Source organism: [Enterobacter] lignolyticus SCF1 (assembly GCF_000164865.1).
GTDB lineage: Bacteria > Pseudomonadota > Gammaproteobacteria > Enterobacterales > Enterobacteriaceae > Enterobacter_B > Enterobacter_B lignolyticus.
In genome coordinates, this window is record NC_014618.1 from 3732900 (window position 1) to 3746227 (window position 13328).

The 13328-nt window shown below is 54.0% G+C and carries 10 protein-coding genes; 4 read left to right on the plus strand and 6 right to left on the minus strand.

Going from position 1 to position 13328, the window contains the following annotated elements:
* Positions 1–28 precede the first annotated feature (28 nt).
* The 3 genes from nhaC to dhaR all read right to left on the minus strand — a co-directional run bounded on the left by nhaC (position 29) and on the right by dhaR (position 5038).
* Entirely contained in the window at positions 29–1432 is a 1404-nt protein-coding gene (nhaC, locus tag ENTCL_RS17435) for a Na+/H+ antiporter NhaC (RefSeq protein WP_013367465.1), read from the minus strand.
* 14 nt (positions 1433–1446) lie between these two features.
* Positions 1447–2817: an FAD-dependent oxidoreductase gene (locus tag ENTCL_RS17440; RefSeq protein ID WP_013367466.1), complete on the minus strand. Its 1371-nt coding sequence runs from the start codon at positions 2815–2817 to the stop codon at positions 1447–1449.
* Positions 2818–3103: 286 nt separating this feature from the next.
* The gene (gene dhaR, locus ENTCL_RS17445) at positions 3104–5038 is read right to left on the minus strand and encodes a dihydroxyacetone kinase operon transcriptional regulator DhaR (RefSeq protein WP_013367467.1); all 1935 of its coding nucleotides are present in this window, start codon (positions 5036–5038) and stop codon (positions 3104–3106) included.
* A gap of 396 nt (positions 5039–5434) precedes the next feature.
* On the opposite strand from dhaR, the gene gcl reads away from it, so the two are divergent.
* From gcl to ENTCL_RS17465, 4 genes are all read left to right on the plus strand, one after another.
* Positions 5435–7174, plus strand: a complete 1740-nt coding sequence (gene gcl / locus ENTCL_RS17450) for a glyoxylate carboligase (protein WP_013367468.1) — start codon at positions 5435–5437, stop codon at positions 7172–7174.
* 12 nt (positions 7175–7186) lie between these two features.
* Complete coding sequence (gene hyi / locus ENTCL_RS17455) at positions 7187–7969, plus strand: hydroxypyruvate isomerase (RefSeq protein ID WP_013367469.1); 783 nt, start codon at positions 7187–7189, stop codon at positions 7967–7969.
* A 17-nt stretch (positions 7970–7986) separates the two neighbouring features.
* Positions 7987–8874 (plus strand): 2-hydroxy-3-oxopropionate reductase, encoded by an 888-nt coding sequence (locus ENTCL_RS17460; protein WP_013367470.1) that lies wholly within the window; start codon positions 7987–7989, stop codon positions 8872–8874.
* A 78-nt stretch (positions 8875–8952) separates the two neighbouring features.
* On the plus strand, positions 8953–10092 hold the full coding sequence (locus ENTCL_RS17465; RefSeq protein ID WP_013367471.1) for a glycerate kinase: 1140 nt from the start codon (positions 8953–8955) through the stop codon (positions 10090–10092).
* Between the two features lie 32 nt (positions 10093–10124).
* Here the strand turns inward: ENTCL_RS17465 and ENTCL_RS17470 are convergent, their stop codons facing one another.
* From ENTCL_RS17470 to ENTCL_RS17480, 3 genes are read right to left on the minus strand one after another with little or no spacing between them, the layout of a single operon-like run.
* The gene (locus ENTCL_RS17470) at positions 10125–11654 is read right to left on the minus strand and encodes a BCCT family transporter (protein WP_013367472.1); all 1530 of its coding nucleotides are present in this window, start codon (positions 11652–11654) and stop codon (positions 10125–10127) included.
* Positions 11655–11677: 23 nt separating this feature from the next.
* Positions 11678–11902, minus strand: a complete 225-nt coding sequence (locus tag ENTCL_RS17475; RefSeq protein ID WP_013367473.1) for a hypothetical protein — start codon at positions 11900–11902, stop codon at positions 11678–11680.
* A gap of 51 nt (positions 11903–11953) precedes the next feature.
* Positions 11954–13315 (minus strand): FAD-dependent oxidoreductase, encoded by a 1362-nt coding sequence (locus tag ENTCL_RS17480; protein ID WP_013367474.1) that lies wholly within the window; start codon positions 13313–13315, stop codon positions 11954–11956.
* Between the last annotated feature and the right edge of the window lie 13 nt (positions 13316–13328).

Here is a 13328-nt window from a genome sequence, read left to right on the forward strand (position 1 = left end):
GGCAATCCCATTGCCGGGCGCTTTTTTTTTACGCCGTCGCCTCCCTGAAAGACTGCAAGCGATATCCCGTCGCGGCATAAATCAGGGCAAAAACCATCGAACTGAAGCAGAACACGCTGTACGGCAGATAGCTGAACGTTGACACGCCCAGCGTTGTCGCCATATAGAGTCCCGCCGCAGACCAGGGGATAATCGGCGCGCTCATGGTCCCGAAGTCCTCCAGCGTCCGCGCAAGCACCAGCGGCGAAAGATTGAGATCCTCAAACTTCTTCAGCATCAGCTCAGAAACAACGATCTTGTTCAGACCATCCGAACCGGTCAACAGATTGATGATGACCGCCAGCACGCCGCTGGTCAGAATCGCGCCAAAGACGCTTTTGATTTTGCTCGCTGCGCTTTGCAACGTCACATCCATCATCCCTGTGCCGGTCAGGATCCCGGCGAACATCATCGCGCAGATAATGAACGAGAGGAAACCGCCCTGATTATTAAGCCCTCCCTGCTCCAGCAGTTCTTTAACGGAAGGCAGGAGGTTTGTCGCATCGGTTATCGTGCCGAGACGAAAACCGCTCATTGTGGCCTTAATCCCTTCCTCTAACGGAAAGCCCTGGTAGAGCCACCCCACCAGCACCGCAACAAAGGCGCTGCTCAGTAACGCGGGCACCGTCGGCAAGCGCAGAAAGGTAAAGCACAGGACAATGATCATCGGCAGCAGCGGCAACACGCCAAACTTGTACAACCCTTTCAGCTGCACCAGCATTTGCATACTTTCCGGCGAAATCGTGCCGGATGAGGTATGAACCATGCCAAGCCAGGTAAAAAACAGCAGGCTAATTATCGTTGACGGTATTGTGGTCCAGAGCAGATATTTGATCAGATCGTACAGCCGGGTTTTGGTCACGGCAGAGGTCAGGTTCGTGGTATCGCTCAGAGGGGAAAGCTTATCGCCAAAGTAGGCGCCCGTGACAATTGCCGCCGCCAGGATGGGAAGATCGGCGTGCAGTCCGTTACCAATGCCCATCAACGCCACGCCGATAGAGGCGACCGATCCCCATGAGGCCCCTGAAACATAGGACAGCACGGCATTCAGAATAAACGCGATAACGTACAGCCAGGCCGGAGAAACCAGCAGCATGCCGTAGTAAACCAGCATCGGCATGGTGCCAGCAAAACTCCAGGAGGCGACCATAAAACCGACAAAAATAACGATCAGAACCGGCGCCATGACCGCTGAAATTTTATCGATGATGAATCCCTGTATTTCGTCCCAGGTATATTTCAGCTTATACATCGCAATGATGCAGGAGAACGCCGCCGAAATGAGCAGGCAAACGCTGGCAGGCCATCCCAGCACGCCGATACCGACCACTAATACAACCGCCATGAAAATAACAGGGGTGAGCGCTACATAAAAACCGGGTTTTTCTCTCATGGTCATTCTCCTGGTCAAAAGACCTTCACGCGGTTTCGCACCAGCCGCGCCTGCACAAGCTGAATATCCACTTGCGAGACTCGCGTATTGCTCTTGATGGCAATCGCCGCAGCGGTACCGGCACCTTCGCCCGTCACAATGCAACACCCCATATTTCTGATGGTGGCGTAGGCAAAATTGTCCGCATCAATCGCCCGCCCGCAAACCAGCAGGTTCTCAACCTCGCGCGGCACAAGCGCGCCATAAGGAATATGGAAATAGCGCGGTTCCAGCGGCAGCTTTAACCGCCCATTACCGTCGATAAACTCCGGGAAAATGCCGATAGAATCCGTATGACGCCCCTCCTGGCAAATATCCTGTTCGGTCAGCTGCGTCCGGCCTGAAATATGTCTCGACTCCCGCGTTCCCACCGTCATACCGAAATTCTTCAGCTGCGCGCGTTCAAATCCCGGCTGGAATTTACGCAGGACGTCTATCGCCTGCATTGCCTGCTTACGGCCTTCAATTTCCGCACGGGTTAAATCAAAAACATCGGTGCAATCGACGGCCGGAATGCTGACGACGTTAAGATAGTTGGCGTCGCCATACTCGGTGATGGTGCTCCAGGAGCCGCCCAGGGTGACATCCTGCGGAATCAGGCCTGCCGCCTTCCCCTTTGCAAAAACTTTTCCGAGATATGGGCTGAACATTTCACGGCAGGATTCATGGACATCGTACGACCAGTTCTTGTTTTCCTCATCGGCTCCCCAGTCGCCGTATTTGGGACGCGACGCATCAATGCTTTGCATGAAAGCCTGTTTATCGACGTTGGCGCAGCTAAAGACGGTAGTGACGCACATCAGATCGTCCTTGCTACGTTTGGTGAACGGCGCTCCCGCAAACCAGGCGATATCGGCATCACCGGTGCAATCAATAATGACTTTCGCCAGAATGGCCTGCCGCCCGGATTTGCTTTCGGTAATCACCCCCTGCAGCTCGTCGCCATCTTTGATGACCTCTACCGCAGAGATGTGCAATACGCGACGGACGCCCGCGTCCTCCAGCATCGTGTCGGCCACCAGCTTAAAGCGCTCAGCGTTGATCGCCTGGCTTAATGACTGCGGCTCGGGCTGCGATGCGCCCAGCTGACGAGCGGTTTCTTCGATTTCACGGGCAAGACCGCCTGACTCGACGGTATTCTCATGACGCCACCAGGCGATAGACTCCACGCCAGCCGTCGTCATCATGCCGCCAAAACAACCGAAACGTTCGATAAGCATCGTGCTCACCCCTTCACGAGCTGCGCTCAACGCTGCCGCTATACCGGAAGGTCCGCCGCCAACAACGAGGACATCCGTTGTCGCCATGACCGGAATACGCCGGGCCGGCTCAAGATAAAAATCCATGCGTGATCTCCGTAATCAGAAATTAAATAAAAGGGTTTCCTCGCAAATAAATGCGTGAAAATAAATTTATCTTTCGATAGCATCATCATGCTAATACAGAAAAAAAGTAAAAATCAGCAGCCAGCGTATGTTTTTTATGACTCTCTGGGGGGGCACACACTTTCACTCCCCGGCTGCTAATTATAATTACCTCATTGTGGCGATAGTCACACTCCACGCGACAGACATTTGCCCTGAATCAAAAAGAAACAGCGGGTCATAAAATCCATTTCATAATGGAACACCGCTATTCATCATTAAACGGCCCTGGATATAAATTATAATTTTTCAGCTTTCTCCACAGAGTGGTCCTGCCGATTTTCAAGACGTCCGCCGCTTTGCTCAGGTTCCAGTCACAGACGCGGCAAACGTGCTCGATAGCCTGCATTTCAACTTCAGCCAGTGAGATCAAATGCGAGACATCATCAGCGGCGCAATTATTATTCTGGCGAATATCTAATGGTATATCCTCTAATTCCAGCACCAGTTTACCGCACCCCATAAAAATCTTTTCCATACGATTTTTAAACTCCGAGATGTTACCTGGCCATAAATACTCAAGAAGCGCAGATTTCGCCTCTGTAGCGATCGTCAGCGTCTTTCCTGTCCGGTTACGATATTTTTCAAGAATTTCGTTAATCATATATTCCAGGTCGTCACGACGCTTGCGCAACGGTGGAATTTCAATTTCGCTCATCGAGATTTCATAATACAGCTGTCGACTGAACGCCCCCTGCTGAACATAATCGCGTAGCGAGCTCCCGGTACAGGTAATCAGGCGAAAACGGACTGGAATCAGGCGATGGCTGTCGGATCGCATCACCAGTCCGGTTTTTAACACTTTCAACAGCACGCTCTGTATTTCGCTGGAGAGATACTCCACTTTGTCCAGGTATAGCGTGCCGTTTTGCGCCAGTTCAAATTTTGACGGGACAGGACCTGCGTCCGACCCCAGTAGCTCATGCAGCATATTTTCCGGAGACAGCATCTGGCAATCCACAGAGATAAACGGTCCGTCGCGCTGTTCGCTTTCATTATGGATCGCCATCGCCATACTGAGCTTCCCCACGCCTTCCTCGCCATTGATAAGAATTGGCGAGGCGGTCTTGATAGCTCGGCGTGCGACGCTCAGCACCTGCTTCATTCCCTTTGAAATGACATGCAGGCTGTCAAATGTGAAGTTTGCGTTTGTGCTGATTTGCTGCTGCGCGATTTTGCGTATTTTGTCTAACGGATGCAGAAAGAGCAGGAAGGACCCATCGCTTAAGGGACGCAGCGTGACCATCAGCTCAATAAATTCACCACGGTATTCAATCACAATTTGCTTTTGCGGAAGCTTTGTCCGCTGGGAAATCGCTTCATTCAGGGCAGGAGGAAATACAAATTCATTTCTTATATTTTTCCCAATCAGACTTTCTTGTTTCACATTAAGTAATAACTGAGCCTGTGGGTTGATCATGGTAATAACTGTCTGAGCGTCCCAGCAAATGAATCCATCATCCATACATTCAATTACCGCATTATGCTGACAGAGTACTTTATTGGTATTTTTTTGCTCATTCTCAATATAGATAAAATTAGCAACCTCTACCCCGCAGGCGTGGGACAAATGCAGATAGTGAGTATCAGCCGATGCCTTAACAATACAAACAATATAACCATGCACATTACCACAATAATCAATCACTGCCGCCGCGCTCATCGAAAATGCATGCAGTGACTCACTAAAATGTTCAGCCCCCTCCAGCCGGGTATATAAATGCGTATCGCGGCACAGACTGTACACATTCGTGCCAATTTCCTCCTCAGCCCAGGACATTCCAACCCCGACGCCCAGATGCTGAAGCTGCGTGGCCAGTTCCCCGGCGGACTGCACTTCCAGCGTCCAGCCGTGTGGGTCAAGCACCACCAGCGCGACCTCATCTCCGCTCACCAGCGTAAAATGGTCTTCCACCACCCGTCGCGATACTCTGATAAATTCGCCATTCCGACTCAGAATCGTTTGTAAAGTCTGACCTGACGCTTTAATCGGCATTTTCCAGCGACGCGGATCACAATGTTTTAAACATTTTTGCCATGACCGTAGCGTGACAGAATTGACCGATCCTTCTGATGCCCAGCCATGATGAATAAACATTTTCCATTTATTCTTTAGATCATGATGATAGGACTCTTTATCCATAGCTAAATATCCACTAGTATTTATTACATTCCTTGTATCAGAAATATCTGAGAACCAGCTTGATCAAACGCAATAATCCTCTGCCTGACCTGTTAGCAATAAAACCGCGAATAACCGTACATATATATAAAATAGATACTTAAACCAACATAATGAAATAGCACTGAGAAATAAAGAGCAAAGCGACATGAATGATAAAACTGCCAGCAGCATCAGGAATCCGCTATAAAAACATCAACATAATTCATAATGAAACACTCAGACCATCACAACTGTTTCACTATGAAACACTTTATCTATATTTGTCCCACCATTCTATTTCTTCAAAAATATTTAACTACCGGGTACCGACGTTTGTTTGTTGCCCTTACAACCGTAAATGTCAGGAGAAAAAATATGGCGAGGATGCGTGCAATTGAGGCAGCCGTTGAAATACTGAAAAAAGAAGGCATTAGCGTTGCCTTTGGCGTGCCAGGCGCAGCAATTAACCCGTTTTATGCGGCAATGAAAAAATCAGGCGGTATCGATCATGTGCTGGCTCGCCACGTCGAAGGCGCCTCGCATATGGCGGAGGGCTATACCCGGACCCGCAGCGGTAACATCGGGGTATGCATCGGCACCTCCGGGCCTGCCGGCACCGACATGATCACCGGGCTTTATGCCGCGTCCGCAGATTCTATTCCTATTCTCTGCATCACCGGTCAGGCTCCCGTAGCCAAACTGCACAAAGAGGATTTCCAGGCCGTTGATATTGAGGCCATCGCGACCCCCGTGACCAAAATGGCCTGCACCATTCTCGAATCGGCACAGCTCCCAGGCATATTCCAGAAAGCGTTCTGGGAAATGCGCTCTGGCCGCCCGGGTCCGGTCCTGCTGGATTTACCGTTCGATGTGCAGATGGCGGAAATCGAATTTGATATCGATCTTTACCAGCCGCTGGCTCCATGGCGCCCTCAGGCGACGGTCGCCCAGGCTGAACGCGCCCTGGCGATGTTAAATCAGTCAGCAAAACCCGTTATTGTCGCTGGTGGGGGAATCATTAACGCCGAAGCCAGCGAGCTGTTACGTGAGTTTGCAGAACTGACGGGCGTACCGGTTATTCAGACGCTGCGCGGCTGGGGCGCCCTGCCGGACGATCATCCGCTGATGATTGGCCGTATGGGATGTCAGGCTGGCCATCGTTATGGCAACGCCAGTTTCCTGGCCTCCGATTTTGTGTTTGGTATCGGCAACCGCTGGGCTAACCGCCACACTGGAGCACTCGAAACCTATACCGAGGGGCGCAAATTCATCCATGTGGATATTGAGCCTGCACAGATTGGCCGTATTTTTGGCCCCGACCTCGGTATTGTTTCTGACGCGCATGCCGCCCTCACGCTGTTCATTCAGGTTGCACGCGACATGAAAGCGCGCGGCGAGTTGAAAGATCGCAGCGACTGGGCAGCCAGCTGTGCCGAGCGCAAACGCACCTTGCTGCGTCGGTCTGATTTCGACTGCACGCCTGTCAAGCCGCAGCGGGTATATCATGAAATGAATAAGGTCTTTGGCCCTGAAACCCGCTATATCTCAACCATTGGGCTGGCGCAGATTGCCGCCAACCAGTTCCTGCATGTTTACCGCCCGCGTCATTGGATCAACGCCTGCCAGGCAGGCCCGTTGGGATGGACGATGCCCGCCGCGCTCGGCGTGGTGAAAGCCGATCCGTCAACGCCCGTCGTTGCGATCTCCGGGGATTACGACTTCCAGTTTTTGATTGAAGAGCTGGCCGTGGGCGCGCAGTTTAACCTGCCCTATATTCATGTCTTGCTCAACAACGCCTACCTCGGGCTTATTCGCCAGGCACAGCGCGCTTTCGATATTGACTACTGCGTTCAGCTATCGTTCGAAAACATTAATGCGCCAGAGGTTAACGGCTACGGCGTTGATCACAAGTCAGTAGTAGAAGGTTTAGGCTGTAAGGCCATTCGCGTTTTTGAACCGCAGGATATTGAACCGGCGCTGCGCGAAGCCCAGCGCCTGCGTGATGAATTCCGGGTGCCGGTCGTCGTGGAAGTCATTACCGAACGCGTCACCAATATCGCTATGGGGCCGGATATTAATAAAGTTACCGAGTTTGAAGATATTATCGATCTCTAAGGAAACAGGAAGATGGCAAAATTTGCAGCGAATTTATCCATGCTATTTACCGAATATCCGTTCATTGAACGTTTTGCTCATGCCAGCAAAGCCGGTTTTCACGGTGTGGAATATCTTTTCCCTTATGACTTTCCCGCAGAAGAGCTCGCGCAGACGCTCCGCGCGCATCACCTGACGCAGGTGCTGTTCAATCTTCCGGCCGGGGACTGGAACAGCGGCGAACGGGGTATCGCCTGCCATCCCGATCGCGTTGCGGAATTCCGCGACGGCGTCGCCAGGGCGATTACGTATGCGCAGGAGCTGCGCTGCTCGCAGGTAAACTGCCTGGCCGGGAAGCAGCCTGCCGGTTATTCCGTAGAGCAGTGCCACGAAACGCTGGTAAAAAATCTGCGCTACGCCGCAGAGCAGCTGGCTGAAGCGAATATCAGACTGGTGCTGGAAGCAATTAATACCACCGATATACCCGGTTTTTTTGTCAATAACACCCAGCAGGTACTGAATATTCTGCACGATGTTAACCATCCAAACCTGCAATATCAGTACGATATTTACCATATGCAAATTATGGAAGGGAATCTGGCTAATACGATGAAAAACAACCTCGATCGGATTGGTCACATCCAGCTTGCGGATAATCCAGGACGCCATGAACCCGGTACCGGGGAAATTAATTATCCCTGGCTTCTTGGGTATATCGATAAGCTCGGCTATCAGGGCTGGATTGGTTGCGAATATATCCCTTCAGCAACCACGGCTGACAGTCTTCACTGGCTTAATGCCATGAATAACGATTAACTCCAGAGGAGTAAATTATGAATATTGGATTTATCGGCACCGGTATTATGGGCAAACCTATGGCCTATAATTTACAGCAGGCTGGCCATACCCTGCGTTTTTCAGAGCATTTCGAACCCGCGCCGGCAGAGCTCCTCAACGCCCACGGCATTGCCTGTAAAACACCTGATGAGGTCGCACGCGGTAGCGAGATAATTATCACCATGCTGCCCGATACCCCGCACGTTGAGGATGTGCTGTTTCATCCTGAGCACGGCGTTATACACGGATTGTCGGCGGGGAAAATTGTCGTCGACATGAGCTCCATCTCACCGGTTGCGACTAAATCATTTGCGCAGCGCGTTTATGCAACGGGCGCTGAGTATGTCGATGCCCCGGTGTCAGGCGGCGAAGTCGGCGCCAAAGCGGGTACCTTGTCGATCATGGCGGGCGGTAATGAAAGCGCTTTTCAACGCGTAAAACCCCTGCTGGACGTGATGGGAAAAAACATCACGCTGGTCGGCAACGTCGGCGATGGCCAGACCTGCAAAGTCGCCAATCAGATTATTGTGGCGCTGAATATCGAAGCCGTTGCCGAAGCCTTACTCTTTGCCAGCAAATCCGGCGCCGATCCGGCGCGGGTACGCGAAGCGCTAATGGGAGGATTTGCCGCATCCCGGGTGCTGGAAGTTCACGGCGAGCGCATGATCAAAGGCACATTTGATCCTGGTTTTCGTATCAACCTGCACCAGAAAGATCTCAATCTGGCGCTGGAAAACGCCCGCCTGCTTCAGGTTGCGCTGCCAAACACCGCCACTACGCAGCAGCTGTTCAGCACCTGCGCCGCCCACGGCGGCAGCGGCTGGGATCACTCAGCGCTGATCCGCGCGCTTGAGGAAATGGCTAACTTCTCTATTCGCCAGTAATAACCCGAAGGGAACCCCAGGTTCCCTTTTTTCATCGCCCGATTTCCGTCCTGATACTATCTGAAAGAGAACCCCTCGATGAAAATAATTATCTCTCCTGATTCCTTTAAAGAGTGCCTTCCCGCCTGGCAGGTCGCGCAGGCGCTGGCGACAGGGTGGCGCAATGTGCTGCCTGACAGCCACCTGGTGTGCCTGCCCGTTGCTGATGGCGGTGAAGGCACGCTCGATACGCTGATCCATGCTACTCACGGCGCCTTTCATGAAAAGATCGTTACCGGGCCTTTAGGCGAACCGGTGAAGGCTCGCTTCGGCATCCTCGGCAATCAGCCGACGGCGGTCATTGAAATGGCGCAAGCATCGGGTCTTGAATGGTTAACGCCCGAGCAACGCGACCCGCTGCGGGCGACCTCTTTTGGTACCGGGGAGCTCATTCTCGCCGCTCTGGAACACGAGATCGATACCATCATCGTCTGTCTCGGCGGCAGCGCTACCAACGACGGCGGTGTGGGTATGATGTCCGCGCTGGGCGCCGCGTTTTTGGATCAACACGGAGCCCCCGTCAACAGCGGCGGGGCGGGCCTGTCAGCAATCGCAGAGATTGACCTTAGCCGACTGGACCCGCGCCTGAAGCAGGTTAAGGTGATTGCGGCCTGCGACGTCACCAACCCGCTTACCGGCGACAACGGCGCCACCCGGGTTTTTGGCCCGCAAAAAGGAGCCAACGCGGAGATGCTCGCCTGTCTGGAGCAGGGAATGGGCAATTACGCCCGACAGCTGCAGCGCTACTGCGGTAAAGATATTGACGCCATTCCCGGCGCTGGCGCGGCGGGTGGTACCGGAGCCGCGCTTCTGGCCTTCCTCGATGCCCGTCTGCAGCCGGGTATCGACATGGTGCTGGATGCCATCCATTACCACGATCACCTCAACTACGCCTCGCTGGTGATTGTCGGCGAAGGAAAAATGGACCAACAGAGCCTCAACGGTAAAGCGCCCGTCGGCGCCGCGCGCATGGCGCAGAAGATGGGCGTACCGGTTATCGCCATCGCCGGCTATGTCGAACGCGGGCTTGGCGACGCCTTGCGCGAGAGCGGTATTGAAGCCTGTTTCCCGGTCGTGAATGGCCCGTGCGACCTCCCGACGGCGCTACGCGACGGTGAGGTTAATTTGATTCAGTTAGGCGAGAATCTGGCAGGGTTTTACCGTGCGGTGTTGAGTTAACCACAGCCCCGGCAGCAGCCGGGGCCGTTTTATCAGCGGTTGTTATCACGCGCATGCTGCGTCAGAAAACTTTTCAGCAGAATGAAGACTACGCCGCACAGCGGCAGTCCCGTCAGAATGGAGACCGTCTGCAGCGGTTGCAAACTTTGCGCATCAAGCAGATACAGCGTCGTGGCCACAATGCCGGTCAGGATCAACCAGAACGCGACATTCCAGAACTCAGGCTCCCGGCGACAATCCGCCTGCTTTTGCGTGGCAAACCCCAGCGCATACCCGACCGTACAATGACCGGTAATATACGAAATCAGCGCAATAGCGCCGAACGCAAAGAGGAAGAGCGGGCTCCACGGCAGCTGTTCCAGCAGCCGCGAGACAACAACGCCGCGCCCCTGCTCGTTCATCACCGGAATGAAATCCATGACCTGGCTGGTTTGCAGATATAAACCAAAGTTGGCCAGCACCATATAGAAAACCATACACCCGAGCGAACCGGCCAGCGTGCCGCAGACGATCAGCTGACGAATCGTCCGCCCCTTCGAGATACGGGCAATAAACAGCCCAAACGGAATGGCGTACACCACCCACCAGGAGAAATAAAACACCGTCCATGCCTGCGGGAATCCCCCCTTCCCGATAGCATCGGTACTGAGGCTCATCGTGATAAAATTTTGCAGCATCAGCCCCAGACCATCAATGGACTGGTTGAGAATAAAGGCCGTTGGCCCACAAACCAGAATCGCCAGCAGCATCACAATATCGGCACGGATATTCCAGTTGCTCGCCCGGGCCACGCCGTTTTTAAGACCAAAAAACAGGATCAGCAACGGCACCAGGGTCCAGATAAAAATGACAACGACGTTCATCAATTGCCCGTCGGGATCCAGCCCGAAAACATGGCAGAACACCGCGGAGATCATCGGCGTACCGAGCGCCAGCGAAGTGACGGCTCCGCCCAGCAGGCCAAACATATAGAAGAAATTCAGCAAATGCCCGCACACGCCATCGACCCGGTTTCCCAGCCAGCCCCGGCACAAGTCGCTAATTTTCAGCGAGGTGGTTTTCTTTACATGCATAAACCAGCCAATCGGAACCGCACAAATCAGGTACCATGCCCAGGCCGAAGGCCCCCAGTGAAACATACCGTACGCCGACGCCCAACGGGCCGCCTGTACGCTCCCGGGCTCAGCGCCGAACGGCGGCTGCTGAATAATCCAAATCCACTCTACCGAGGCCAGATAGAGCAGGCTGCCGCCGGTGCCGGAGGTAAAAATAAGGCCGAGCCAGGTCAGAAAGCTGAAATCCGGTTTGTCCCCTGGCGCGCCGAGCAAAATCGTCCCATAGCGCGAGCAGGCAAGCCACGCGCAGCTGATTATCACCAGAAACGTCATGACCAGGAAAAAACCGCCCATTTCCCAGGTCAGATAGTGATGCATCTGATTAATATAGCGGCTGGCCTCGAGGGGATATATCGTCAGACAGGCAATGACGACCCCAATAAACACGACGGCGGGAATAAACACGCTCGCCTCAATGCGGGCGAAGTGCCTTCTCAGCAATAACATACGTATCTCCTGAACAATCTGGTTTAGCGAACGTTGGTGCTGCGATGCTGTTGTTTTCTTTTTTGTAACTGTCGGGAAAGACGCAGGGAGAAAAACGCGCAAAGCAGCGCCAGCGCGCCCATACAAAACAGCATCAGCCCGCGCTGTTGTTGCTGAAGCATATAAAGAAAGATCCCCAGAAAGGCGCCGCAAAGAAGCGTTGTTCCCCAGTAGTTCGCCCGCAGATGCTCCAGCTCGTCGTCCTTCATGTGTTCCTCCTTTCTGAACACAGGGCGCCGTCTGGCGCCCTGCTATTGTGGCTATCCCAGGCGCACACCCTGAGCCTGTAACGTCCTTTGCAGCTGAGGAATATCGACATGCCGAACGACGCGGTTCTGGCGCAATGACTCGGCCGCCGCCGTGCCCGCCGCCTCTCCGGTGACCGCACAGCACATCATGTTGCGCATTGAGGTATGAGCCACCACGCCGGCAGAGATACAGCGCCCGGCCACCAGCAGGTTCTCTACGGTTTTAGGCACCAGGCACCCGTAGGGGATCTGGAAAAAGCGGCCCGTCGTCGGCAAAATCAGATAGCCTGAACCATCGATAAATTCAGGGAAAATACCGACGCTGTCCGCACAGCGTCCCTGGTTGAGCACGTACTCATCGGCAATACGCACCTCTCCGTCAATCAGCCGGGATTCGCGGGTCCCCAGCGTCGCCCCAAAATTGCGCAGGCGCGCGTTCTCAAACCCGGGGACGTAATGGCGCAGCGCGTCAATAGCCCATAGCGCCTGCTGGCGACCGGCAATTTCGGCCTGGGTTAAATCGAAGACGTCGGTACAGTCGTAACCGAAGGCGTACACCATATTCAACTGGAACGCTTCACCGCTTTCCGAGAACGTAGACCAGGTGCCGGCGATAGCCTGCGCATCGCCAGGAATGACTCCTTCTTCCTGCGCGCGGGTGAAAATCTCCTCCATGTACGGGCTGAACATCCGGTCTTCCTTGCCGGTGGTCTGGATAGTCCAGTTTTTCCCCCAATCGGCGTAGGTCGGCTGTAACTCCTCCTGCACGAAGCGATTAAAGCGCGCCACATCCACCCCGGCGCAGCTGAACATGACGGTAACGCCCATCAGTTTATCTTTACTGCGTTTGGTCCACGGCGCTCCGGCGCGCGCAGCGACGTCAGCATCACCGGTGCAATCGACAATGCGCTTGGCGAGGATCGCGCCGCGTCCGGATTTGTTCTCCACAATGACCCCGCACAGCGTATCCCCTTCTTTGATGACATCAACCACCCAGGAGTGGTACAGCGGCTCGACGCCCGCCTCGACAATCATCTGATCGGCGACGACTTTAAACCCTTCAGTGTCAATCACTTCGCTAATCGACTGCGGTTCGGGACGGGTGAAGCCGAGCTCCCGGGCCCGATGCTCGTACTCCCGGCAAATCCCTTCGCAATCTTCGGTGCCGGGGTGGCGATACCAGGCAAAGCTCTCTACCCCAACCTGCGTCAACACGCCGCCCAAAGAGCCATAGCGTTCAACAATCATGGTCCTGGCGCCCAATCGCCCCGCGGCAATGGCCGCCGTCAGCCCCGCCGGACCGCCGCCAATGACCAGAACGTCCGTCTGAGCAATCACCGGCGTCTGACGCGCGCATTCATGAATCATTTCCATCGTTACTTCTCCA